The following is a 23,321-nucleotide window of genomic DNA, read 5'->3' as shown; positions in this document are numbered from 1 at the left end:
GGACTCCTGATGGACCGTTACGTCGTATTCGGTAACCCGATTGGCCACAGCAAGTCGCCATTGATCCATCGTCTGTTCGCCGAGCAGACCGCTCAGCAACTGGACTACAGCGCTTCGCTGGCACCGCTCGACGATTTTTCCGACTTTGCCCGGGAGTTTTTCCTTGAAGGTCGCGGGGCGAACGTGACGGTGCCGTTCAAGGAAGAAGCGTTTCGTCTGGCGCACAGTTTGACGGCACGAGCGCAGCGCGCCGGTGCGGTGAACACCCTGAGCAAACTCGCCGATGGCACGTTGCTGGGCGACAACACCGATGGCGCCGGGCTGGTAAGGGATCTGACGGTCAATGCCGGATTCAGTCTCAAGGGCAAACGCATCTTGCTGCTCGGTGCCGGTGGCGCCGTGCGCGGCGCGCTTGAGCCGCTGCTGGCCGAGCAGCCGGCCTCGGTGATCATCGCCAACCGCACGGTGGATAAAGCCGAGTTGCTGGCGGAGTTGTTCGCGGATCTGGGGCCGGTGTCGGCCAGTGGCTTCGATTGGCTGCAAGAGCCGGTGGACCTGATCATCAACGCGACGTCCGCCAGCCTGACAGGCGATGTACCGCCGATTGCCAGCAGTTTGATCGAGCCGGGCAAGACCGTTTGCTACGACATGATGTACGGCAAGGAGCCAACCTCGTTCTGCCGCTGGGCTACGGAGCACGGCGCAGCCGTGTCGATGGATGGCCTGGGGATGCTCGCTGAACAAGCGGCAGAAGCCTTCTTCCTGTGGCGCGGCGTGCGCCCGGACACGGCGCCGGTGTTGGCCGAACTGCGCCGCCAACTGGCCCTGTAGGAACCGGCTTGCTGGCGATGGGGGCACCGCGGTGTATCAGGTACACCGCGTTATCGTTGAATCGCCAGCAAGCCGGCTCCTGCAGCCGGTCTGTGTGCTGTAATCACGGTCATTGTCCGGAGATTGGTGTGTTTCAATCCTCGAAACGGATCGGGCATTTCTCCGCACCTTCCAGCTTCCTCAATTCCTCCACCACCGGCGGCCGGGCCCCGCGCAAGGTCAGGCTGCGGTCCTGCTTGCGCAGCCGTCGCGCTTCCTGGTGCAGCATTTCCACACCTGAATAGTCGATGAAGTTGATGTGCTGCGCCTCGATCACCACGCGCGCGCCGTGCATCCGTTGCAGGCGCGCTTGCAGGTAATGGCTGGCGCCGAAGAAGATCGAACCGCCGACCCGCAGGATGTCTTCGTCACCGTCGCGCCAGTGCTGCACCCGCGGTTGCGACGTGCGTTTCAAATAGAAGAACAGCGAAGCCAGCACCCCGGCATAGATCGCTGTCTGCAACTCCAGCAACAGCGTGGCGACACAGGTCAGCGCCATCACCACGAACTCGGCGCGGCTGACCCGCAGCAACGCGCGAATGCCGCGATGGTCGACCAATCCCCAGGCGATCAACAGAATGCTGCCGGCCATGGCCGGGATAGGGATGTGCGCAATCAGATGGGCGCCAAAGATTGCGAACAACGCCACCCACAACGCCGAAAAAACCCCCGCCAGCGGCGAACAGGCACCCGCTTCGTAGCTCAGTCCCGAGCGGGTGAAGGATCCGGCTGACAGCGAACCGGAAAAAAACGCACCGACAATGTTCGACAATCCCTGGGCGCGAACTTCCTGATTCGCATCGAGCAACTGCTGTGAGCGCGCCGACAGGGAGCGGGCAATCGACAGACTCGTCACCAGCCCCAGCATCCCGACCGCCACGGCGCTGGGCAACAGACGCAGGATCAGATCCAGGTCCAGCGGCAACGGGCTGAAGGGCGGCAGGCGCCCGACAAACGCGCTGACCAACTGCACGTGACCAAACATTGATGGCCAGAGCCACACCAGCCATCCGCTCAGGACCAGGGTGATCAACAGCGTTGGCCAGCGCGGCAATAGCAGTTTCAGCGTCACCCCGACCGCGACAGTCGCCAGGCCCAACACCAGCGAAGGTTGGTCTACCTCGCCGAGATGCCTGAACAGCATCGTAAAACTGTCCAGCGCCGTGGCCTGGTTGGGCAAATCCAGCCCCAGCAGGTTGGGCATTTGACCGATGGCAATCACCACGGCGGCGCCAAGCGTGAAGCCGAGCACCACCGAATGCGAAACGAAATTCACCAGCGCGCCAAATCGCAGCAAACCCAGTAGCCACTGGAATATGCCGGCAAGGAGCGTCAGAAGCAGGATCAGCGTGATGTAGTCCTTGGACGCAGGAACGGCCAGAGGACTGACGCTCGCGTACAGGACAATCGAAATGGCCGCCGTAGGACCGCAGATCAGATGCCACGATGATCCCCACAGGCAGGCAATCAGCACCGGGATGATCGCCGCGTACAAGCCGTATTCCGGTGGGAGACCGGCGATCAGCGCGTAGGCAATGGATTGCGGCAACGCAAGAATGGCGCCGCTGAGACCGACAATCAGATCACGACCGACGCTGGCGCGGGTTTGCCGGGGCAACCATGTGAGGAAGGGAAAGAGTGAATGGCGGCTGGGAAGGGCCATGGGTCCTCTCGGTCTGGAATTTTGCGCAAGGGTAACAGCACCAGAACCTGTAGGAGCCGTCTTGCTGGCGATATCGGTGTATCAGGCGCCATCAATGTTGACTGATGTGCCGCTATCGCCAGCAAGCCGGCTCCTACAGGTAAGGGGTTAGAGCTTGGCTTTCACGGCCGGCAACGCATCCTTCCCGTCCACGGTCTTCACACCATCCAGCCATTTATCCAGCACCGCCGGATTAGCCTTGATCCACGCCTTGGCGGCGTCCGCATTGCTGACCTTCTTGTTCACCACGTCCGCCATGATGCTGTTCTCCATCTCCTGGGTGAAACTCAGGTTGGTGAGCAGCTTGCCGACGTTCGGGCAGGCCTGTGCATAACCTTTGCGAGTCAGCGTGTGAACGCTGCCGGTGTCGCCGAAGTATTTCTCGCCGCCTTTCAGGTAATGCATTTTCAGCTGCACGTTCATCGGGTGCGGCGTCCAGCCGAGGAAGGTCACGAACTTCTGTTTCTTCACCGCGCGGGACACTTCGGCCAGCATCGCCTGCTCGCTGGACTCGACCAGTTTCCACTGGCCCATGTCGAAGTCGTTCTTCTTGATGATTTCTTGCAGCGAGATGTTCGCCGGCGCGCCGGAGCCGATGCCGTAGATTTTCTTGTCGAACTTGTCGGCGAACTTGTTCAGGTCGGCAAAGTTTTGCACACCCGCGTCCCACACGTAATCCGGGACGGCCAGGGTAAATTCGGTGCCGTCGAGGTTCTTCGCCAGTTGCGTGACGTCGCCAGTGGCGACGAACTTGTCGTAGAAACCCTGCTGCGCCGGCATCCAGTTGCCGAGAAACACGTCGACCTGGCCATCCTTCAAACCGCCAAAGGTAATCGGCACCGCGAGGGTGTCGACTTTGGGCTTGTAGCCCATGCCGTCCAGCAGAAACCCGGTGATGGCGTTGGTCGCGGCGATGTCGCTCCAGCCAGGGTCGGCCATTTTCACCGTCTCGCAGCTCTGATCGGCATATGCCGACGCACTGCCCAGAGCCAGCAGCCCGACCGTCAGTACTGTGGATAACTTTTGCATGGACTTCCCCTCAACATTATTGGTTTTGGCAGGGTTGTGGATAACGTGCTTTGCGCTCCAGGTCGTCGAGGTCGATGTGGTTGCGCATGTACTGCTGACTGGCGTCCACCAGCGGCTGGTGATCCCAGCTCTTCAGCTTGCCGATGGTCAGCGCATCGGCGACGAATCGCCGACGACGCTGGCTCGCGAGCACCTGTTGGTGTATCGCCGGGATGTTCCATTTGGCCCGTGCTTCGGCCAGAAATTCCTCGAACAGGGGCCGATGTTGCGGCGACTGGCTGAGTTCTTCCTGTTCACGCGGGTCATTGTGTACGTCGAAGAGTAGGCACGGGTCGTCTTCGCTGTAGATGAATTTGTAGGCGCCGCGACGAATCATCATCAACGGGCTGATGGTGCCTTCGGCCATGTACTCGCCGAAGACTTCGTCGTGACCGCCCTGCCCTTGCAGGTGCGAGACCAGCGAGCGGCCGTCCAGTGGCAGGCCAGGCTCCAGCGAGCCGCCGGCCAACTCGACAAACGTCGGTAACAGGTCGGCGGTGGAAACCGCTGCGCTGACCCGGCCTGCGCCGAAATGTCCCGGAGCACTTATCAACAGGGGGACTCGTGCAGCCATTTCAAACCAGTGCATTTTGTACCAGAGCCCGCGCTCGCCGAGCATGTCGCCGTGGTCGCCGGAGAAGACGATGATCGTGTCGTTGATCAGCCCAGTTTCTTCGAGTGTTTGCAGGAGTTTGCCGACGTTGCTGTCGATATAGCTGCAAGCACCGAAGTAAGCGCGGCGCGCATCGCGGATCTTATCCACAGGCAGCGGTTTGTCCCACAGGTCGTAAACCTTGAGCAAACGCTGTGAGTGCGGGTCGAGCTCGGTTTGCGCCGGCGTTTGCGGCAACGGGATGTCGGCATCGTCGTACATATCCCAAAAAGCCTTGGGAATTGTGTACGGATCGTGTGGGTGAGTCATCGACACGGTCAGGCAGAACGGCTGATCGCCATCCTCACGGATGTGATCGAACAGGTATTGCTGGGCCTTGAACACCACCTCTTCGTCGAAATCCAGCTGATTGGTACGCACGCACGGCCCGGCTTGCAGCACCGACGACATATTGTGATACCAGGTCGGACGTACGTCCGGTTCGTCCCAGTTCACCGCCCAACCGTAGTCGGCCGGGTAAATGTCGCTGGTCAGGCGTTCTTCGTAACCGTGGAGTTGGTCCGGACCACAGAAATGCATCTTGCCGGACAGCGCGGTGCGGTAACCGAGACGGCGCAGGTAGTGGGCGTAGGTCGGTACATCGGCAGGGAAATCCGCCGCGTTGTCATAAGCGCCGATCTTGCTCGGCAACTGACCGCTGACCAGGGTAAAACGCGACGGCGCGCACAGTGGGCTGTTGCAATAAGCAGCGTCGAACACCACGCCTTCGGCGGCGAGGCGGCTGAGATTGGGGAGTTTGATCGGCGAAGGACCGTAGAACGGCAACATTGGCGCGGCCATCTGATCGGCCATGATGAAAAGAATATTCTTGCGCTTCATGTGATCGCGGCATTCCATAGTGAATATTTATGCGAGAGTGCTGCGATCGAGCATGTAGCCCATGCACTTTGTGGTAAAGCCCCTGCCAGGCAATGACTAGGATAAGCACAGCTTATGTATGACGCTCTGGGTGATTTGTCCCTTGATCTGCTCCGTGCCTTCGAAGCAGCGGCGCGCAAGCGCAGCTTCACCGCGGCGGCGGTTGAGCTTGGCACCACGCAACCGGCAATCAGTCAGCAGATCAAGCGGCTGGAAGATCAGCTCGCCACCCGGCTGTTCGATCGCATTTATCGCGGCATTGAATTGACTGAGGCAGGGTCGATACTTTTTGAGCAAGTTCAGCTCGGTTTACAGAATATCGACGCAGGGTTGAGCGCTATCAGTGCACAGCATCAGCATGAGGTGTTGCAGGTCGCCACTGATTTCGCCTTCGCTGCCTATTGGCTGATGCCCCGTCTGCATCGCTTTCACGCCGCCAATCCGCAAGTGGACGTCAGCCTGGTGACCAGCGAGCGCAGCCTCAACATGTTGCGCACCGATATTGATGTGGCCGTGCTGTTTGGCGATGGCCGATTCAAGCAGGGCGAAAGCCACTGGCTGTTCAGCGAAGAAGTGTTTCCAGTATGCAGTCCGCTGCTGCTGAAGGATCGTGCCCTGCCCTTGCCTGCACAGTCGCTGCTGGAATTTCCGCTGCTGCACCTGCGCGGCGAAAACAGCAGCAACTGGTTCGACTGGAGCGGCGTGTTTCGCGAGTTGGGGATCACGTCGGCGCCAGCGCCCGGGCAATTGCGTTTCGACAATTACACCTTGTTGATTCAAGCGGCGATTGGCGGCCAAGGGGTGGCGATTGGCTGGCGACACCTTGTGGATAACTTGCTCGCGCAAGGTTTGTTGTGTCGCCCGATTGCCGATACGGTGATGTCCCGGCAGGGTTATTACGTGGTCTTGCCCCAGCGCAAACGGCGCGGGGCATTGATTCAACAGTTTGTGGACTGGTTAATGGCGGAACAGGCCAGCAGCGCGCAATCGCTCAATGGCCTGCCTTTGCCTTCGATTGCGGTGTGAATGCAAAAAGATCGCCGCCTTCGGCAGCTTCTACAGGGGAAACGCATTCCACAGTAGGAGCTGCCGAAGGCTGCGATCTTTATGACTGCTCCGAAGTTGCGACGAAATTCACATGTTCGCCAACGTGCAGATTCAACCGCAGTTCATCGGCAATCCCCGCAGCAACGCGGCTCAACCGCTGAAGCGGCTCGGCCAGCCCCGGTTCCAGGCTGCTGCTGACCTGACTGAAATGCTCGATGGTCAGCCCTGCGACGCCGCGTGGCGCATTCACCAGCGTCCAGTGCAATGCGCTGCTTTGCAGAGCCTCGCGGATTTCTTCGGCGGCGTGGTATTGCAGTTGATCCTCGATGTCCGGATCGTCCAGTACCTCGAAATCGCCCACCACAAACAGTCTGGCAATGCCCGCGGCCTGCATGCCACCAATCAGCGCATCGACGGCCAGTACTTGTTCGACCGGGCCCGGCACGATGGTTTTTTCTACGTGCTCACTGTTGAACGGCAACCCTGGTGCGTCTAGAAGACAGATGACGGCCGAACAGCCCGCCACGCTTTGTTTTACCCGCTCGGCGTCAAACAGATCACCGGTCTTGGCGCGCAAACCGGGGCGCGGCGCCAGCGCCGTCAGGTCATCGAGAATCGCGATCACTTCATGTTGGCGTCGCAGCATTTCAGCCATCAACGCACTGCCCAGGCTACTCATGGCACCATACAGCACCACTTTGACCACTGGGGTTTCGGCATTTTTCATGGCTGGACTCCGCACTCTCCTACCTATATGACGTGTGACCTGTGGGAGTCGGTGAGGGTTCGACCGGGTTTAGAGGGATTCAGATGCAACAGATCAAGGGCTATCACGCCCATGTGTATTTCGACGCCGCCAGCATTGATCAGGCGCGCACGTTGTGTGAGCAAGCCGCGCAGCTGTTCCCGCTGAAAATGGGCCGCGTGCACGAACGTCCGGTGGGGCCGCACCCGGACTGGAGCTGCCAGTTGGCATTCGGGCCGGAACTCATCGGCGACGTGTTGCCGTGGCTGGCCCTCAACCGCAAGGGGCTGGTGGTGTTCTTGCACCCGGACACTGGCGACGATCTGCTTGACCACACGGAACATGCGATCTGGATGGGCGCGATCCGGCCACTGGACCTGTCTATTTTTTGATCACAGGGTTTCTTCGGCTTCACCCGGCAGGTGCTCGTCCAGGTGCAGCCACGGCAGACGGTTGTCCGTCCAGATGTGTCGTTCGGCCGGCGCCTGCTCGGGATGATCGAGGGTGGCGATGGTCAGGTCGATACTCTGCGGGCTGAGGCGGGTTATCAGCGCGATCTGTGCCCCACAGTTTGGGCAGAAATAGCGTATGCAGCTGGATGACGAGGCGTACTGCGCCGGTGTGCCTTTCGCCCATTGGAAGGTGGAGGCGGGTACGGTGATCCAGGTGGTGACGATTCCGCCGCTGACTCGTCGGCAGATCGAGCAGTGACAGTGGGCGATGTCGTGCAGCGGCCCGCGGAATTGATAGCGCAGATGTCCGCAGTGGCAGCCGCCTGTGTGAAGTTCGCTCATGACCTTCCCTCCTCATGCGTCTGTACCGACGCCTTCGCGAGCAAGCCCGCTCCCACAGGGTTTGCGATGTGAAAACACTTTTGTGTACGACGCTGATTACTGTGGGAGCGGGCTTGCTCGCGATGGCCTCAACCCGGTTTCCCTTCCTGCCCCGGTCCGACGACCGGTTGTACATCCCGTCAATGCTTTCATCGGCGAAAGCTGGGTGAAAGCTTCCCCGATTAGGATCGCCCCCACTGCCGGCAACAGACCGGTCGGCCAATGCCAGTGTTTTATCGCTCGCACAGCCCATTTAACAACAACAATGGTGACCCTGATGTCCTTTGCTACCCGCCGCTTCGCTGCAACTCCGCCCGTACGCCTCGTGCTTTCCGTTCTGCGCTGACCCCACCCGGTTCGCCCATTCCCTAGCCGCGCTACGCCTGGAGTATTCCCATGCTGACTTTCCTTGGCTTCGCCATGGTCATCACGTTCATGTTCCTGATCATGACCAAGCGCCTGTCTGCGCTGATCGCCCTGATCATCATTCCTATCGTCTTTGCCCTGTTCGGTGGTTTTGCGCCGAAGATCGGCCCGATGATGCTCGAAGGCATCACCAAGCTTGCGCCGACCGGCGTGATGCTGATGTTTGCCATCCTCTACTTCGCCCTGATGATCGATTCCGGCCTGTTCGACCCGGCCGTGCGCAAGATTCTCAAACTGGTCAAGGGCGACCCGTTGAAAGTTTCGGTCGGCACCGCCGTACTGGCGCTCGTCGTCTCCCTCGATGGTGACGGCGCGACCACTTACATGATCTGCGTGGCCGCCATGCTGCCGCTCTACAGCCGCATCGGCATGAGCCCGCGGATCATGGCCGGCCTGATCATCCTCGCCGGTGGCGTGATGAACATGACGCCATGGGGTGGCCCGACCGCCCGTGCGGCCAGTGCGCTGCACGTGGACCCGTCGGCGATCTTCGTACCGATGATCCCGGCGATGGCGGCCGGTGTCGTGGCCATCCTGGCCATCGCTTATTTCTACGGCAAACGTGAACGTGCGCGTCTGGGTGAGCTGCACCTGGTGGGCGATGAAATCGATCACAGCGAAATCAGCGTTTCGCAGTTCCCTGACGCCCGTCGTCCGAAGCTGATCTGGTTCAACGGTGCCCTGACGTTCGCCCTGATGTGCACTCTGATTGCTGGCCTGTTGCCGCTGCCGGTGCTGTTCATGGTGGCGTTCAGTATTGCGATGATCGTCAACTATCCTTGCCTGCAACAGCAGAAGGATCGCGTCGCGGCCCACGCCGGCAGTGTGCTGGCGGTGGTCGGTTTGATCTTCGCGGCAGGCATCTTCACCGGTATCCTGACGGGCACCGGCATGGTCGATGCGATGTCGAAGAGCCTGTTGGCGGTCATCCCGGATTTCCTCGGCCCGTACCTGGCCGTGATCACCGCGCTGGTGAGCATGCCGTTCACGTTCTTCATGTCGAATGACGCATTTTATTACGGCGTGTTACCAGTACTTGCCGAAGCCGCCAGTCATTACGGTATAACCGCGGTTGAAATGGCACGTGCCTCGATCGTCGGTCAGCCCGTCCACTTGCTGAGCCCGCTGGTACCATCGACCTATTTGTTGGTGGCCCTGGCCGGTATCGACTTCGGTGACCATCAGCGCTTCACCCTGAAGTGGGCAGTGCTGGTGTGCATGTGCATACTGGTCGCCGCATTGCTGATGGGGATTTTTCCGCTGTTCAGCACTCTATAAGCCCAAGACTCACCACAACGGGTCCAGGCTTTGTTGTTCGAAGCCCGCGCCCGTTCTGGTTTAACACTCGCTCAAAGGAATACACATGGAATGGCTGACCAACCCTGAAATCTGGGTTGCCTTCTTTACCCTGACCGCCCTGGAAATCGTCCTGGGTATCGATAACATCATCATGATTTCGATCCTGGTCAGCCGCATGCCCAAACACATGCAGGCGCGCACCCGAATCTTCGGCCTGGCGCTGGCCATGATCACGCGGATCCTGTTGCTGCTGTCGATCACCTGGGTCATGCGCCTCACCGCAGACCTGTTCGAAGTGTTCGGCCAGGGTATTTCCGGGCGAGACCTGATCCTGTTCTTCGGTGGTCTGTTCCTGCTGTGGAAGAGCTCGCAAGAGATGTACCACGCGCTGGAAGGTGAAGACGAAACCAATGAGGAGCCGGGTGGCAAGGGTGGCAACTTCCTTTACACCATCATCCAGATCGCGATCATCGACATCGTATTCTCGCTGGACTCGGTGATCACCGCAGTCGGCATGGTGTCCCACGTACCGGTCATGGTCGCGGCGATCGTCGTTGCGGTACTGGTGATGATGCTGGCTTCCGGCACCATCAGCTCGTTCATCGACAAGCACCCGTCGCTGAAGATGCTGGCGCTGTCGTTCCTGCTGATCGTGGGTACCGTGCTGATTGCCGAATCCTTCGACGTGCACGTGCCAAAAGGCTACGTCTACTTCGCCATGGCGTTCTCGCTGGCGGTGGAAGCGATCAACATCAAGATGCGCACCGCGATCGCGAGAAAGAAGAAACAGCAGGATCCGGTGAAACTGCGCAAGGATATTCCTGGGCAGTAACACTTTGCACACGCTCGCTTCTACATGAATCGGGGGCCTTCGGGCCCCTTTTTCACATCTGCATCAAGTTGTTTTCATGACAGTTTTGTTTCAATCGCCTCTTTAGCTATGCGATGCTGGCGCCCAGACCGTTAGCCAACTACAGCTTAAGTACACAACGTAGAAAGTCGCGCGGCACCGTCAACTTGCTCCTTTGGGGCGCTACCACCACAGGGGGCCCGTATGCTCACCCTGCTCAATTTGTTATCGGCCGTGGCCTTGTTGATCTGGGGCACGCACATCGTCCGAACCGGCATCCTGCGGGTCTACGGCTCTAACTTGCGCCACGTGATTGGCCAGAACATGTCCAAGCGCTGGCTGGCGTTCATCGCCGGCATTGTCGTGACCGCCATGGTCCAGAGCAGCAACGCCACGGCCATGCTCGTCACGTCCTTTGTCGGTCAGGGCCTGATGGCGCTGATGCCGGCGCTGGCGACGATGCTCGGCGCCGACGTGGGGACGGCATTGATGGCGCGGGTCCTGACCTTCGATCTGTCATGGCTGTCGCCGCTGCTGATTTTCCTCGGAGTGATTTTCTTCCTGTCGCGCAAACAGACGCGGCTCGGGCAGATGGGCCGCGTCAGTATCGGCCTGGGGCTGATCATCCTGGCGCTGCAACTGATTGTTGAAGCGGCTGCGCCGATCACCCACGCCCAAGGGGTCAAAGTGATTTTCGCCTCGCTGACCGGCGACATCCTGCTCGACGCTCTGGTCGGCGCTCTGTTCGCGATGATTTCCTACTCCAGCCTGGCCGCCGTCCTGCTGACCGCAACCCTGGCCGGCGCCAGCGTGATCAGCTTGCCCGTGGCCATCGGCCTGGTGATCGGCGCCAACATCGGCAGCGGCATTCTGGCGTTCATGAGCACCAGCATGCAGAACGCCGCGGGCCGCCAGGTGGCGCTCGGGAGCCTGCTGTACAAGCTGATCGGCCTGTTGCTGATCATTCCAGTGCTCGACCCGCTCGTGCACTGGATCGACAGTCTGGATTTCAGCCCCCAGGAAATGGTCATCGGCTTCCACCTGCTCTACAACACGGTACGCTGCCTGATCCTGCTGCCAAGCGTCGGGCTGATGGCCAGGCTTTGTGCCTGGCTGCTGCCAGAGCGGCCGGAAATCAATGGCACCGCCAAACCGCGGCACCTTGACCCGACGGCGCTGGTGACCCCCAGCCTGGCGCTGGCCAACGCCGCCCGGGAAACCCTGCGTATCGGCGATCTGATCGACAACATGCTCGAGGCCATGCTCGACGTGCTGCGCGGCAAGCAAACCGCCGTCACCCAGGAAATGCGCCGTCTGACCGATGATGTGGAATCGCTCTACAGCTCGATCAAGCTCTATCTGGCGCAGATGCCCCGCGAGGACCTGAGCGAGCACGACAGCCGGCGCTGGGCGGAAATCATCGAACTGGCGATCAACCTCAAACTGGCCAGCGACCTGATCGAGCGCATGCTGCGCAAAGTGCAGCAACAGAAAACCTCGCAGCGCCGGTCTTTTTCCGAGGTCGGACTGGACGAATTGGCGGGGCTGCACAGTCAGCTGATCTCCAATTTGCGCCTGGGATTGTCGGTGTTCCTCAGCGCCGACAAGGAAAGTGCCCGCCAGTTGCTGCGTGAGAAGCGTCGCTTTCGCGCACAGGAACGCCGCCTGGCCCATGCGCATGTCAGCCGGTTGCAACGTAAGATCGTGCAGAGTATCGAGACCAGTTCGCTGCACCTGGAGCTGATCGCTGACATGAAGCGCCTGAATTCGTTGTTCTGCAGCAGTGCATATGTGGTGTTGGAAACATCGGACACTGGCGCGTTGGCCGTCGACGATTTGGCTGACATCACACATTCGCCTTGAACGTCTGGCAGTGTGGTCAGTCAGTAACATGTATTCAGCCTTCAGGCTGTCTTCGCGAGCAAGCCCGTTCCCACAGTGGATATTAGGTGTACTCAGAAATTGAGTCTGACTCGATCACCTGTGGGAGCGGGCTTGCTCGCGAAGACGGCCAGACTGACGACACGGATCTCCGATTGATTGCCTGGAAGCGTGCTATGCGTTGTCTGTTGTTCGCCTGTCTGTTGCTTGCATCTCTCCCTTCGTTTGCCCTGGATCGCTTTCAGGTCGAGGGCTATACGCTGCCCAATGGCCTGCAAATGCTGCTCAAACCCGGCACCGAACGCGGGCATGTGGCAATTCGGCTGGTGGTCGGCGTCGGTATCGATGATTTCAGCTGCGCCGAAAAGGAGCTGCCGCATCTGCTCGAACACCTGCTGTTCAGCGGCATCGACGCCACCGGCGAAGGCGGTCTGGAAGAACGCATGCAAGCGCTCGGCGGTGAGTGGAACGCCTACACCAGCAATGCCGATACCACGTTTGTCATCGAGGCCCCGGCGAAAAACCAGCGCAAGGTCCTCGACCTGCTGCTGGCGCTGCTGACCCAGACCCGAATCGACGACAACGCGATCAACGCCGCCAAACAGGTGGTCGAGCGCGAGGACGGTGGCCATTACTCACACTTGCAACGCTGGCTGGATCGTCAGGATCTGGGCCACACGGCGAGCAATCAATTGGCCGTGGAGCTGGGGCTCAAGTGCCCGGAGCGGGCCGAGGTCGATCACCTGACCCGTGAACAACTGGAGACGGCACGCAAGGCCTGGTACGCGCCGAACAACATGACACTGATCATGGTCGGCGACCTCGACCGCTTGCTGCCGGCTTATCTGGAACGGGCATGGGGCGCACTCGAGGCGGTTGCCCCGACCGATCACCCGCCACTGCCGCAAATCCAGGCCAGCGCGGCCCATGAGCGCACGTTGAGTCACGGCTTTGTCGGCGGTGGAGCGAAGTTGCACTGGCTGGTGCCGGAGCCGGTGCTGGAAGACCAGCACGACGAAACCTTCGACCTGCTCAAGGACTATCTGGACTGGGCGCTCTATCGCCAGTTGCGCCTGGCGCACAGTTTGTCCTACGGCCCCTCGGCCGAGCGCGAGGTGTTTGGCGGAGTGGGTTTCATGAGCCTCAACGCCGATGTCGAGCGCGACGATGTGCCCCAGGCCGAGCAAGTACTGGAAGAGTTGAAGGCAGGGTTGCTCAAGGACGGCCTCGACGCCGACACCTTCAACCGTCTCAAGCAGGCCGCCATTGCCCGTCAGGCCTGGGCCGTGCAAGGCAACAGCGCGCTGGCCGATTACTACTGGAGCGCGCTGGGCGACTACGAGGAAGGCCGTTTCGCTGACCCGGCCAGGGAACTGCAGGGCGTGACGCTGGCAGAGGCCAACAAGGCCATGCGCGAATTGCTGTTGCAACCGGGCTATCTGCGGATCGAGAAGCCGTTGATGAGTTATGACCAGGTGATGTGGGTGGTTGTCGGGGTGTTTGCCTTGATGGTGCTCGGATTGTTGGCCTGGCGGATCCATCGCAAACAATAATTACCCGTCTGGGAGCCGGCGTGCTGGTGAAGGTCGTTAACGATAACGCGTGTTTCCTGGGTTAACGCGGTGCCTTGAAGTGCATCGCCAGCAAGCCGGCTCCTACAGGCCGGCGTGCCCTCGCGAAGCTGATTTGACCCTCGCCACACCGCCCCACGGGCGGTAACCTGTCGGGGATTTTTCCCACGACTATTGTGAATCGCCGAATGCCTACCCTGACCTTGTTCGTACAGCGCATCCTCGAATTGATGAAGCGCTATCCGGGGGTCATTGCGCTCGGCGGTTTCATCTCCGGGGTCGGCAGTTTCATGCTGGTGGACCGTCAGCAAGGCCTGGCGACCTGGATCACCATCATCATGGTGCTCAGCTGGATCTGGTTGATGCTGGAAAACAGCCTCACCAAGCTCTTCACCCGAATCTTCAAGCGCGAGATCCCCCAGCCGCTGCTGCGCTACGCCACGCAGATGATTCACCAGGAAAGTCTGTTTTTCGTCCTGCCGTTCTTTTTCATCACCACGACCTGGAACAGCGGCCAGCTGTTTTTCACCGGGCTGCTGGGCATCGCCGCGCTTATTTCCATCACCGACCCGCTCTACTACAAATGGCTGGCGCCCCGGCGCTGGGCGTTCCTGGCGCTGCACACGCTGACGCTGTTCGCTGCGCTGCTGACCGCCCTGCCCGTCATCCTGCACCTGACCACGTCCCAGAGTTTCAAGCTGGCTCTGGGCACGGCCGTCGTCCTGTCGTTCCCGAGCCTGGCGTCGATCTTCCCGATCCGGACGGTGCGCAACGCGCTGGCTATTCTGAGCATCACCGTCGGCATCGGCGGCGTGGGTTGGGTGCTGCGCTCGTGGGTGCCGCCGGCCACGCTGTGGATGACCGATGTAGCGATCAGCACGCAAATGCAGGACCGCACGCCCGGCAAGAGTCTGGAAGAAGTCAGCGCCGAACAGATCCGAGGCGACGGCCTGTACGCCTACACGGCGATCAACGCGCCGCGCGGTCTCGATGAGCGGATTTACCATGTCTGGCAGTTCAACGGAAAAGAAGTCGACCGCATCGCACTGGATATCCACGGCGGGCGCAAGGAAGGCTATCGCGCCTGGACCCACAAGCAGAACTTCCCCGGTAACCCGGCGGGCAAGTGGCAGGTTCGGGTGCTGACCGAGGACGGCCAGTTGATCGGTGTGTTGCGCTTCAAGATCACGGACAGCACACCGATCAAAGAAAAGTAATGCGGTTCGTGCTATTACGTAGCTCTGCGTAACAGCCGAACAAGCACGGAGCTTATGACCAGCAGCACAACGCCCGGCAGTGCCTTGATGGACACCTCGCACACCCCTGCGCAATTGCGGGTCATGGGTGACTGGACGCTTGCCCATTACGCCGATCTCAAGGCACTGAGCGAAAAGCTTCGTGGCCAATACGACGACAGCACCCACATTGACCTCAACAGCCTCGGCGCGCTCGACACCGCCGGTGCCTCGCTGTTGGTGGAATTGCTCGGTTCGGAGCGCCTGGGAAAATCCGCCGAACATCCCGATTGCACGTTGTCCGTCGCCGATCGTGCCTTGTTGCAAACCGTTTATTGCTCAATGACCGACTTCTGCGTGCCGATCAAGGAACCGGAAATCGGCGTCGGCATTCAACTGCTCACCCGCATTGGCCGCGCGGTGGATGCCGTCTGGCAGGACACCCTGCAACTGCTGGGATTCGTCGGCCTGATCCTGGAAACCATCGCCCGCAACCTGTTGCGCCCCAAACGCTGGCGCATCACGCCAATGGTCGCGCACATCGAACAGACCGGCCTCGACGCCGCGCCCATCGTTGCCCTGCTGACGTTTCTGGTGGGGGCCGTGGTGGCGTTTCTCGGGGCGACGGTGTTGCAGAGTTTCGGTGCGAGCATTTTCACCGTGGACCTGGTCGCGTTCTCCTTCCTGCGCGAATTCGGTGTGCTGCTCACCGCTATCCTGATGGCCGGCCGCACCGCAAGTGCCTTCACCGCGCAGATCGGCTCGATGAAGGCCAACGAAGAGATCGATGCCATTCGCACCCTGGGCCTCGACCCGATGGAGTTGCTCGTCGTGCCGCGTGTGCTGGCGCTGCTGGTGGCGCTGCCGATGCTGACCTTTCTGGCGATGCTCTCGGGGATTGTCGGCGGTGGCGTGGTCTGTGCCGTGGCGCTGGATATTTCGCCGGCGATGTTCCTCTCGCTGCTGCAAACCGACATCGGCGTTCAACACTTTCTGGTGGGGATCGTCAAAGCGCCGATCTTTGCATTTCTCATCGCCGCCATTGGTTGCCTTGAAGGCTTCAAGGTCAGCGGCAGCGCCGAGTCTGTGGGGGCGCACACCACGTCGAGTGTGGTGCAGTCGATTTTCGTGGTGATCGTGCTCGACGCCGTGGCCGCACTGTTTTTCATGGAGATGGGCTGGTGAGTCGTCTACCCCGAGCGCCCTCCGAGGCGGTGATCGAAGTCCGTGGGCTGTGCAATCGTTTTGGCCGCCAGAGCGTGCATGAGAACCTCGACCTGGATCTGTACAAGGGCGAAATCCTGGCCGTGGTCGGCGGTTCCGGCAGCGGCAAATCGGTGCTGCTGCGCAGTATTGTCGGCTTGCGCCAGCCCAGCGAAGGGGTGGTGAAGGTCTTTGGCAAGAACCTCCCGACGCTGCCCGAACACGAGCGCTCGATGGTCGAACGACGCTTCGGCGTGCTGTTCCAGAAAGGCGCCCTGTTCTCTTCGCTGACCGTGACCGAAAACGTCGCCCTGCCCCTGATCGAACACGCTGGCCTGAGCCGCGACGATGCCGAACACCTGGCGGCGGTCAAACTGGCGCTGGCCGGGTTGCCGCTGTCGGCGGCGGACAAGTACCCCGCTTCGCTGTCCGGCGGCATGATCAAGCGCGCGGCACTGGCCCGCGCGCTGGCGCTGGACCCGGACATCCTGTTCCTCGACGAACCCACCGCCGGCCTCGACCCGATTGGCGCGGCGGCTTTCGATCAGTTGATCCTGACCCTGCGCGACGCGTTGGGTTTGAGTGTGTTTCTGGTCACCCATGACCTTGACACGCTCTACACCATCACCGACCGCGTGGCGGTGCTGGCGCAGAAGAAAGTGCTGGTGGCGGACGCCATCGACAAGGTCTCGGAAACCGACGACCCATGGATTCACGAATACTTCCATGGCCCTCGCGGCCGCGCGGCGCTGACGGCCGCTCAACAGTTGAATGAGGTCTGACATGGAAACCCGAGCCCATCATGTATTGATCGGCCTGTTCACCGTGATTGTGGTGGCAGGCGCCCTGCTCTTCGGCTTGTGGCTGGCCAAGTCCAGCGTCGATACCGAGTTCAAGGATTACGAAATCGTCTTCAACGAGGCGGTCAGCGGTTTGTCCAAAGGCAGCGCGGTGCAGTACAGCGGGATCAAGGTCGGCGACGTGGTGACGTTGCGCCTGGACCCGAAAGACCCGCGCCGCGTACTGGCGCGGATTCGCCTGGGCGGTGATACGCCGATCAAGGAAGACACCCAGGCCAAACTGGCTCTGACCGGGATCACCGGTACGTCGATCATCCAGCTCAGCGGTGGCACGCCGCAAAGCCCGACGCTCAGGGGCAAGGACGGTAATTTGCCGACCATCATCGCATCGCCCTCGCCCATCGCCCGGCTGCTCAACGACAGCAACGATTTGATGGCCGGTGTGAACGTCTTGATGCACAACGCCAATCAGATGTTTTCCGCGGAGAACGTCGAGCGCATCAGCAAGACCCTCGAACACTTGGAACAAACCACCGGCACCATCGCCGATCAGCGCGGCGACATCCGTCAGGCGATGCAGCAACTGGCGTCGGTCGGCAAGCAGGCCGGCGCGATGCTGGAGCAGACGTCGGCGCTGATGCGCAACGCCAACGGCATGCTCAACGATCAGGGCAAACAGATGTTCGGCAGTGCCGAGCAGGCCATGAAGTCGCTGGAACAAAGCAGCGCGACGATCAACAAGTTGCTCACCAACAATCAGGATTCCCTCAACAGCGGCATGCAAGGTCTTAACGGCTTGGCCCCGGCAGTGCGCGAGTTGCGCGACACCCTGACGTCGTTGCGGGCGATTTCCCAACGCCTGGAAGCCAACCCCAGCGGTTACCTGCTGGGCAATGACAAGAACAAGGAGTTCACGCCATGAAGCTGCGTCACATTGCCCTCCTCGGCGCTGTTGCGTTGACCAGCGCTTGCTCGATCCTTCCCAAGTCCGAGCCGTCCGATGTGTATCGGTTGCCTTCGGCCCAGAGCGTTTCTCCCAGCCACGGCACGCCGCAGCGCTGGTCCCTGCGCCTGACCAAGCCGCAGGCCAGCGAGGCGTTGAACAGTCCGCAGATCGCCGTGATTCCGCAAGGCGATCTGATCAGCAGCTACAAGGCTTCACGCTGGAGCGACCCGGCGCCGGTGCTGTTGCGTAATCGTCTGCTGGATGGTTTTCAGCGTGACGGTCGGGTTGCGTTGCTGAGCACCGACGACAGCAATTTCCAGGCGGACCTGGAATTGGGCGGGAGCTTGCAGGCGTTCCAGACTGAATACCAAGGCACAGCGGCGAGTGTCGTTGTGCGTCTCGATGCGTTGTTGGTGCGTGGTTATGACCAGCGGATTCTCGCCAGTCGCCGCTTTGAAGTGCGTCAGCCGCTGAGCGATGTGAAGGTGCCAGCGGTGGTGGTCGGGTTTGGCCAGGCGAGTGATCAGTTGACCGCGCAGGTGGTGAGTTGGGCGGTTGAGCAAGGACAGAAAGTCGCGCCGCCACCGCGACCTTGAAGCCCTGCACAGATCAAATGTGGGAGTGGGCTTGCTCGCGAAAGCGGTGTATCAGTCAGCATTGATGTTGCCTGACACTCCGCCATCGCGAGCAAGCCCGCTCCCACAAGGTTTTGTGTTTAACCGAAGAACCAGTAGCAAACGCCAATGGCCCCGAGCACCCCGGCCAATTCCGCCAGCAACGCACACCCCACCGCATGCCGCGCCCGCTGAATCCCCACCGCGCCGAAATACACCGCCAATACATAAAACGTCGTTTCCGTGCTGCCCTGAATCGTCGCTGCCACCAACGCCGGGAAGCTGTCTACCCCGGACGTCTTCATGGTTTCGATCAGCATTGCCCGGGCCGCGCTGCCGGAGAACGGCTTGACCATCGCCGTCGGCAGCGCATCGACGAAGCGCGTGTCCCAACCGGCCCACTCCACCAGATGCCGAATCCCGTCGAGGCCGAAATCCAGCGCTCCGGACGCGCGTAGCACGCCCACCGCGCACAGCATCGCCACCAGGTACGGCAGCAGATTTTTGGCCACGTCGAAGCCTTCTTTCGCGCCTTCGACGAACGCCTCATAAACCTTCACTTTGCGCAGCGCGCCGATCACCAGGAACAGCATGATCAGGCCGAACAGCGTCACGTTGCCGAGGATCGAGGACAAGCCGGCCAGAGCAGTCGCCGAGAGTGTCGCCAGCAACGCCATGAAGCCGCCGAGGGCGAGGGCACCGGGGATCAGGTAGGCAAGCACCACCGGGTCCCACAGGCGCAGGCGCTGCATGACCGCCACCGACAGCAATCCCACCAGTGTCGAGCAACTGGTAGCGAGCAGGATCGGCAGGAACACCAGCGTCGGGTCCGGCGCGCCTTGCTGCGCGCGGTACATGAAGATCGTCACGGGCAGCAGGGTCAGGGAGGAGGCGTTGAGTACCAGAAACAGGATCTGCGCGTTGCTGGCAATGGTGTCGCTGGGGTTGAGCTCTTGCAGCGCCTTCATGGCCTTGAGGCCGATCGGTGTGGCGGCGTTGTCCAGGCCCAGGCCGTTGGCGGCGAAGTTCAGGGTGATCAGGCCGATGGCCGGGTGACCTGCGGGCACTCCCGGCATCAGGCGCAGGAACAACGGGCCCAGCGCCTTGGCCAGCCATTCGACGATCCCGGCCTTCTCGGCGATGCGCAGAAAACCCAGCCAGAGGGTCAGGGTGCCGAACAGCAGGACCATGACCTCGACCGACAACTTGGCCATGGCGAAAATGCTTTCCACCATCGCCGCGAAGATCCCGGCGTTACCACCGATCAGCCATTGCGCCAGCGCCGATACGGCCGCCACGATGAAGAAGCCAAGCCACAGGCCATTGAGCATCAGTTGAATCCCCCGAAGAATGTGGCGAATGATAGCGGGGTAGCCAGAAACGACAAACCCCGGATTTCTCCGGGGTTCATATAAATGCCACATCTTGTAGGAGCCGGCTTGCTGGCGATGAACGATAACGCGGTATGTCTGATAAACCGCGGTGTCCGGATCGCCAGCAAGCCGGCTCCTACAGGTTTAGTTGCGGGAAATCTCGCCTGCCGGCAATTTTTCCTTGCTGCGCCAGTGCGGCAGCGAGTTCCAGTAGCGCTGGCCCTTGGCGTCGTCGTACATGCCTTCCCAGCGGGAGATGACCAGTACGGCCAAGGCATTGCCGATCACGTTCAGTGCGGTACGCGCCATGTCCATGATGCGGTCGACACCGGCAATGAACGCCAGGCCTTCCAGCGGAATCCCCACACTGCCCAAAGTGGCCAGCAACACCACGAAGGACACGCCCGGAACACCGGCGATACCTTTGGAGGTGACCATCAGCGTCAGCACCAGCAGCAACTGCTGGCTGATCGACAGGTCGATGCCGTACAGCTGGGCAATGAAGATCGCCGCGATGCTTTGGTACAGGGTCGAACCGTCGAGGTTGAACGAGTAACCGGTCGGCACCACGAAGCTGCAAATGGCTTTCGGCGCGCCGTAGGCTTCCATCTTCTCGATCACACGCGGCAACACGGTTTCGGAGGAGGCGGTGGAGTACGCCAGCACCAGCTCATCCTTGAAGATGCGCATCAGCTTGATCACCGAGAAGCCGAACAGGCGGGCAATCAGGCCCAGCACCATGAAGGCGAAGAAGGCGATGGCGAAGTAAACCAGGATCACCAGTTTGGCCAGCGGCAGCAGGGACGCGAAGCCGAAGTTGGCCACAGTCACCGCGATCAGTGCGAAAACGCCGATCGGGGCGTAGTTCATGATCATGTGGGTGACCTTGAACATGCTTTCCGAAACGCCCTGGAACATTGTCACCAGCGGGTCGCGCAATTCGGGCTTGAGGCTCGACAGACCGAGACCGAACAGCACCGAGAAGAAGATGATCGGCAGCATTTCACCGCGAGCGATGGCGGCGAAGATGTTCGACGGGATCAGATTGAGGATGGTTTCGATGAACGCATGTTCATGCTGAACCTCGGCCGCCGTGGCCTGGTACTTGGAAATGTCCACCGTACCCAGCGTGCTCATGTCGATGCCGGCGCCCGGGTGGAACACATTGGCCAACACCAGGCCGACAACGATAGCGATCGTGGTCACGATCTCGAAGTAGATGATGGTCTTCAGGCCGATGCTGCCGAGCTTTTTCGCATCACCAACGCCGGCAATACCGACGATCAGTGACGAGATCACGATCGGGATCACAATCATCTTGATCAGACGGATAAAGATATCGCCTGCCGGTTGCAGGACGTTGCTGATCCACCAGGCCTTCTCGGCGCTGAAATGGTTGAGCAGCGCACCGATTGCAATCCCCAATACCAGACCGATGAGGATCTGCCAGGCGAGGCTGAGCTTTGCCTTCTTCATATCTTTACCCTTACTTGCGTTTGACTCGGGCAGATGCAGCAACTGGAACGCTTGTGGCGAAAAAGTCTTGAGCATCTGCCCCCGTATAAGGTGCCCCGGAGCGATTGTTCATGGCTCTCTGGCAGGCGAAAAAAGGCGCAACTATTCCGATGCAAGGAAGCGACGTCTAATGCCGTAAACGCCTACCCTATGCCGAATCGGCATGAGGTTTTTTTGCTGAAACCGACGTCGCAAACAGTTCGAATGTGACATTTCGGCAGGCATACGTGCCGTGAACCGGCCATTTCCGGGCAGGGTGGGTGTTTTTTGCTCATTTTCGCGGGAGGGGTATTTCAGAAGAAACCGACCATAAGGGACGAGAAATCACTGCAAAATCAGGCGGTTTTTTCTCGATGTACGGTCACGCAAGAAATACCGGGAGGCGTATTTTCCGGTGATCATTCGTACGAATGGGGCGTGAGGAACGAAATCGAATGGATCGCTGCAGTTCAACGCATTGCGCGCATAAGCTCTCCGCAAGTCCGTCGTGCCATCTGGGGACGGCGAACTTGCGTCGCAGCTTTTACCTGACCCGGCCCTTGCGCAGGCACTCCCTGTACCCGTAGGTCACTCCGCCCCTGAAACAGGCAGAACGTCCCGACCCCTTGGTCATGCGTCTACCTTCCTCGGGTAGCGCATTAGAGAGAAGCAATGCTGCTTCTTTCATGTGACAAATTCAGTACCAGTTCGGATCTTTCTTCAGTTGTTCCATCAACAGGTCCTGCATGCCCTGGTCAGGCTTGCCGAGGAAGCGGTAGTCGGCATGCCGCGTGGGCGACTTGTCGGCCGGCAACCCTGCAGGCACTTCGACCAGCATGGCGTAGGCATCCTTCTTGTCGAAGCTGACGGCCACGATCAGGCGTTTGTTGAGGCATGTACCCTGCGATTCGCAGAGCGGCCCCACCAGATACTTGTCGCCATCTTCTTCAACGGCATTCATTTGTTCGGCGTCACCGGACAGGTTCATCACCCACTCCGGCAGGCGTTCTTCCTTCTTCACGACGCCTTGCCAGGTGGCGTGGAACTGCGGGTCTGCGCTCAACAACTCGTTGACCCGCGACTGGCCATCATTGGCTGCCATCGCAATGGCGCTGCCGCCCAGAAGCAGGGCGGCTGCCATCGTTTTCAGTAAAACGCTCATCTTCAACCTCGACCGCGACGGCCAAAGAAGAACGAAGCAATGAACATCACCAGGAACACGACAAAGAGAATCTTGGCGATACCCGTGGCGGTGCCCGCGATACCACCGAAGCCCAGTACTGCAGCGATGATGGCAATGATCAAGAATGTGATTGCCCAGCTCAACATGGTGATTCTCCTTACGCTTCTATTTAGAGGTGATGCTTGTGATGCGTGTCCCGGCGCATCGAATGCGCCAAGTTCGTGTGTTTAAAACACCCAGCGATCCTGACGTTGCATCTCATCCGCAGGCTGAGCCTGGTCGACGTCCATCATTCGCATGGGGGCGCTGTCGGCGGAATGGCTGCTGCTGACGGCGCTGAAGTGGGTTTGGGTCGGATGCGGAATCGACAGGCGTGGCGCTTCTTGCTCCTGACTCTGCTCCCAGCGTTGAAACTGCTGGCCGCCGATCAAGGTGATTAATAGCGCCAAGACAGCAAACAGGCCTTGCTGGATATGCAGTGGCGAGATACGCAATTGGGCGGCACGTTGGCGACACATCCTGAAGCTCCTCCCACACTGTGTGGTGATCTTGTTGAGGGCGACGGTTCTGATGCCCTTGTCAGTCAGATCATTGCAGCCTGCATGCCAGCTTTTTTTGAATAAAAAACATAACAAAATCAATAAGTTATA

Annotated in this window: 22 protein-coding genes; 12 read left to right on the top strand and 10 right to left on the bottom strand. The window is 60.2% G+C overall.

From position 1 onward, the window contains the following. The first annotated feature begins 9 nt into the window (after positions 1–9). Entirely contained in the window at positions 10–831 is an 822-nt protein-coding gene (aroE, locus tag PMI01S_RS00460) for a shikimate dehydrogenase (protein ID WP_084317543.1), read from the top strand. Between the two features lie 133 nt (positions 832–964). Here aroE and PMI01S_RS00455 read toward each other — a convergent pair whose 3' ends face one another. The 3 genes from PMI01S_RS00455 to betC form a co-directional block, all read right to left on the bottom strand. Further along, a complete protein-coding gene (locus PMI01S_RS00455) occupies positions 965–2,533 on the bottom strand; it encodes a SulP family inorganic anion transporter (protein ID WP_084317542.1) in 1,569 nt (522 codons plus the stop codon). Between the two features lie 147 nt (positions 2,534–2,680). After that, the gene (gene choX / locus PMI01S_RS00450; protein WP_084317541.1) at positions 2,681–3,601 is read right to left on the bottom strand and encodes a choline ABC transporter substrate-binding protein; all 921 of its coding nucleotides are present in this window, start codon (positions 3,599–3,601) and stop codon (positions 2,681–2,683) included. A 16-nt stretch (positions 3,602–3,617) separates the two neighbouring features. Continuing rightward, positions 3,618–5,132 (bottom strand): choline-sulfatase, encoded by a 1,515-nt coding sequence (gene betC, locus PMI01S_RS00445; RefSeq protein ID WP_084317540.1) that lies wholly within the window; start codon positions 5,130–5,132, stop codon positions 3,618–3,620. A 114-nt stretch (positions 5,133–5,246) separates the two neighbouring features. On the opposite strand from betC, the gene PMI01S_RS00440 reads away from it, so the two are divergent. Continuing rightward, positions 5,247–6,197, top strand: a complete 951-nt coding sequence (locus PMI01S_RS00440; RefSeq protein WP_084317539.1) for a choline sulfate utilization transcriptional regulator — start codon at positions 5,247–5,249, stop codon at positions 6,195–6,197. A gap of 79 nt (positions 6,198–6,276) precedes the next feature. On the opposite strand, the gene PMI01S_RS00435 is transcribed toward PMI01S_RS00440, so the two are convergent. Next, on the bottom strand, positions 6,277–6,945 hold the full coding sequence (locus tag PMI01S_RS00435; protein ID WP_084317538.1) for an NAD(P)-dependent oxidoreductase: 669 nt from the start codon (positions 6,943–6,945) through the stop codon (positions 6,277–6,279). Between the two features lie 83 nt (positions 6,946–7,028). Here PMI01S_RS00435 and PMI01S_RS00430 point away from each other — a divergent pair, with 83 nt between their 5' ends. After that, positions 7,029–7,355 carry a DOPA 4,5-dioxygenase family protein gene (locus PMI01S_RS00430; RefSeq protein ID WP_084317537.1) on the top strand — a complete coding sequence of 109 codons (327 nt, stop codon included), beginning with the start codon at positions 7,029–7,031 and terminating at the stop codon, positions 7,353–7,355. Here PMI01S_RS00430 and PMI01S_RS00425 read toward each other — a convergent pair whose 3' ends face one another. Next, positions 7,356–7,757: a GFA family protein gene (locus tag PMI01S_RS00425; RefSeq protein ID WP_084317536.1), complete on the bottom strand. Its 402-nt coding sequence runs from the start codon at positions 7,755–7,757 to the stop codon at positions 7,356–7,358. A 435-nt stretch (positions 7,758–8,192) separates the two neighbouring features. On the opposite strand from PMI01S_RS00425, the gene PMI01S_RS00420 reads away from it, so the two are divergent. From PMI01S_RS00420 to PMI01S_RS00380, 9 genes are all read left to right on the top strand, one after another. Next, positions 8,193–9,500: a CitMHS family transporter gene (locus PMI01S_RS00420; RefSeq protein ID WP_084317535.1), complete on the top strand. Its 1,308-nt coding sequence runs from the start codon at positions 8,193–8,195 to the stop codon at positions 9,498–9,500. A gap of 85 nt (positions 9,501–9,585) precedes the next feature. Further along, positions 9,586–10,353: a TerC family protein gene (locus PMI01S_RS00415; RefSeq protein ID WP_084317534.1), complete on the top strand. Its 768-nt coding sequence runs from the start codon at positions 9,586–9,588 to the stop codon at positions 10,351–10,353. A gap of 222 nt (positions 10,354–10,575) precedes the next feature. Next, on the top strand, positions 10,576–12,234 hold the full coding sequence (locus tag PMI01S_RS00410; RefSeq protein WP_084317533.1) for a Na/Pi cotransporter family protein: 1,659 nt from the start codon (positions 10,576–10,578) through the stop codon (positions 12,232–12,234). Positions 12,235–12,428: 194 nt separating this feature from the next. Beyond that, complete coding sequence (locus tag PMI01S_RS00405; protein WP_084317532.1) at positions 12,429–13,805, top strand: M16 family metallopeptidase; 1,377 nt, start codon at positions 12,429–12,431, stop codon at positions 13,803–13,805. Positions 13,806–14,011: 206 nt separating this feature from the next. After that, positions 14,012–15,040: a DUF5924 family protein gene (locus PMI01S_RS00400; RefSeq protein ID WP_084317531.1), complete on the top strand. Its 1,029-nt coding sequence runs from the start codon at positions 14,012–14,014 to the stop codon at positions 15,038–15,040. Between the two features lie 54 nt (positions 15,041–15,094). After that, complete coding sequence (locus PMI01S_RS00395; RefSeq protein WP_084317530.1) at positions 15,095–16,243, top strand: ABC transporter permease; 1,149 nt, start codon at positions 15,095–15,097, stop codon at positions 16,241–16,243. Beyond that, positions 16,240–17,043 carry an ABC transporter ATP-binding protein gene (locus PMI01S_RS00390; protein WP_084317529.1) on the top strand — a complete coding sequence of 268 codons (804 nt, stop codon included), beginning with the start codon at positions 16,240–16,242 and terminating at the stop codon, positions 17,041–17,043. The genes PMI01S_RS00395 and PMI01S_RS00390 overlap by 4 nt, the downstream gene beginning before the upstream one ends. A 1-nt stretch (position 17,044) precedes the next feature. Next, positions 17,045–17,983 carry an MlaD family protein gene (locus tag PMI01S_RS00385; RefSeq protein ID WP_084317528.1) on the top strand — a complete coding sequence of 313 codons (939 nt, stop codon included), beginning with the start codon at positions 17,045–17,047 and terminating at the stop codon, positions 17,981–17,983. Further along, on the top strand, positions 17,980–18,603 hold the full coding sequence (locus PMI01S_RS00380; protein WP_084317527.1) for an ABC-type transport auxiliary lipoprotein family protein: 624 nt from the start codon (positions 17,980–17,982) through the stop codon (positions 18,601–18,603). Before PMI01S_RS00385 ends, PMI01S_RS00380 begins: the two co-directional genes overlap by 4 nt. A 119-nt stretch (positions 18,604–18,722) precedes the next feature. Here PMI01S_RS00380 and PMI01S_RS00375 read toward each other — a convergent pair whose 3' ends face one another. The 5 genes from PMI01S_RS00375 to PMI01S_RS00350 all read right to left on the bottom strand — a co-directional run bounded on the left by PMI01S_RS00375 (position 18,723) and on the right by PMI01S_RS00350 (position 23,189). Beyond that, entirely contained in the window at positions 18,723–19,952 is a 1,230-nt protein-coding gene (locus tag PMI01S_RS00375) for a spore maturation protein (RefSeq protein WP_084317526.1), read from the bottom strand. A 186-nt stretch (positions 19,953–20,138) separates the two neighbouring features. Continuing rightward, complete coding sequence (gene gltP, locus PMI01S_RS00370; RefSeq protein WP_084317807.1) at positions 20,139–21,470, bottom strand: glutamate/aspartate:proton symporter GltP; 1,332 nt, start codon at positions 21,468–21,470, stop codon at positions 20,139–20,141. A gap of 715 nt (positions 21,471–22,185) precedes the next feature. Next, positions 22,186–22,650: an inhibitor of vertebrate lysozyme family protein gene (locus PMI01S_RS00360; protein ID WP_084317525.1), complete on the bottom strand. Its 465-nt coding sequence runs from the start codon at positions 22,648–22,650 to the stop codon at positions 22,186–22,188. 2 nt (positions 22,651–22,652) lie between these two features. Beyond that, positions 22,653–22,817 carry a DUF1328 domain-containing protein gene (locus PMI01S_RS00355; protein ID WP_003177151.1) on the bottom strand — a complete coding sequence of 55 codons (165 nt, stop codon included), beginning with the start codon at positions 22,815–22,817 and terminating at the stop codon, positions 22,653–22,655. A gap of 81 nt (positions 22,818–22,898) precedes the next feature. Further along, positions 22,899–23,189 carry a hypothetical protein gene (locus PMI01S_RS00350; protein ID WP_084317524.1) on the bottom strand — a complete coding sequence of 97 codons (291 nt, stop codon included), beginning with the start codon at positions 23,187–23,189 and terminating at the stop codon, positions 22,899–22,901. Positions 23,190–23,321 lie beyond the last annotated feature (132 nt).

The organism is Pseudomonas migulae NBRC 103157 (genome assembly GCF_002091715.1).
In the GTDB taxonomy this organism is placed as follows: domain Bacteria; phylum Pseudomonadota; class Gammaproteobacteria; order Pseudomonadales; family Pseudomonadaceae; genus Aquipseudomonas; species Aquipseudomonas migulae_A.
The sequence above is the reverse complement of the archived record's forward strand: the minus strand, read 5'-3'. Positions and strand labels throughout refer to the sequence as shown.

Excerpts from the sequence above, each read along its gene's own strand:
- aroE (WP_084317543.1), top strand. The coding sequence starts at position 10 with ATGGACCGTTACGTCGTATTCGGTAACCCGATTGGCCACAGCAAGTCG.
- PMI01S_RS00455 (WP_084317542.1), bottom strand. The coding sequence starts at position 2,533 with ATGGCCCTTCCCAGCCGCCATTCACTCTTTCCCTTCCTCACATGGTTG.
- choX (WP_084317541.1), bottom strand. The coding sequence starts at position 3,601 with ATGCAAAAGTTATCCACAGTACTGACGGTCGGGCTGCTGGCTCTGGGC.
- betC (WP_084317540.1), bottom strand. The coding sequence starts at position 5,132 with ATGAAGCGCAAGAATATTCTTTTCATCATGGCCGATCAGATGGCCGCG.
- PMI01S_RS00440 (WP_084317539.1), top strand. The coding sequence starts at position 5,247 with ATGTATGACGCTCTGGGTGATTTGTCCCTTGATCTGCTCCGTGCCTTC.
- PMI01S_RS00435 (WP_084317538.1), bottom strand. The coding sequence starts at position 6,945 with ATGAAAAATGCCGAAACCCCAGTGGTCAAAGTGGTGCTGTATGGTGCC.
- PMI01S_RS00430 (WP_084317537.1), top strand. The coding sequence starts at position 7,029 with ATGCAACAGATCAAGGGCTATCACGCCCATGTGTATTTCGACGCCGCC.
- PMI01S_RS00425 (WP_084317536.1), bottom strand. The coding sequence starts at position 7,757 with ATGAGCGAACTTCACACAGGCGGCTGCCACTGCGGACATCTGCGCTAT.
- PMI01S_RS00420 (WP_084317535.1), top strand. The coding sequence starts at position 8,193 with ATGCTGACTTTCCTTGGCTTCGCCATGGTCATCACGTTCATGTTCCTG.
- PMI01S_RS00415 (WP_084317534.1), top strand. The coding sequence starts at position 9,586 with ATGGAATGGCTGACCAACCCTGAAATCTGGGTTGCCTTCTTTACCCTG.
- PMI01S_RS00410 (WP_084317533.1), top strand. The coding sequence starts at position 10,576 with ATGCTCACCCTGCTCAATTTGTTATCGGCCGTGGCCTTGTTGATCTGG.
- PMI01S_RS00405 (WP_084317532.1), top strand. The coding sequence starts at position 12,429 with ATGCGTTGTCTGTTGTTCGCCTGTCTGTTGCTTGCATCTCTCCCTTCG.
- PMI01S_RS00400 (WP_084317531.1), top strand. The coding sequence starts at position 14,012 with ATGCCTACCCTGACCTTGTTCGTACAGCGCATCCTCGAATTGATGAAG.
- PMI01S_RS00395 (WP_084317530.1), top strand. The coding sequence starts at position 15,095 with ATGACCAGCAGCACAACGCCCGGCAGTGCCTTGATGGACACCTCGCAC.
- PMI01S_RS00385 (WP_084317528.1), top strand. The coding sequence starts at position 17,045 with ATGGAAACCCGAGCCCATCATGTATTGATCGGCCTGTTCACCGTGATT.
- PMI01S_RS00380 (WP_084317527.1), top strand. The coding sequence starts at position 17,980 with ATGAAGCTGCGTCACATTGCCCTCCTCGGCGCTGTTGCGTTGACCAGC.
- PMI01S_RS00375 (WP_084317526.1), bottom strand. The coding sequence starts at position 19,952 with ATGCTCAATGGCCTGTGGCTTGGCTTCTTCATCGTGGCGGCCGTATCG.
- gltP (WP_084317807.1), bottom strand. The coding sequence starts at position 21,470 with ATGAAGAAGGCAAAGCTCAGCCTCGCCTGGCAGATCCTCATCGGTCTG.
- PMI01S_RS00360 (WP_084317525.1), bottom strand. The coding sequence starts at position 22,650 with ATGAGCGTTTTACTGAAAACGATGGCAGCCGCCCTGCTTCTGGGCGGC.
- PMI01S_RS00355 (WP_003177151.1), bottom strand. The coding sequence starts at position 22,817 with ATGTTGAGCTGGGCAATCACATTCTTGATCATTGCCATCATCGCTGCA.
- PMI01S_RS00350 (WP_084317524.1), bottom strand. The coding sequence starts at position 23,189 with ATGTGTCGCCAACGTGCCGCCCAATTGCGTATCTCGCCACTGCATATC.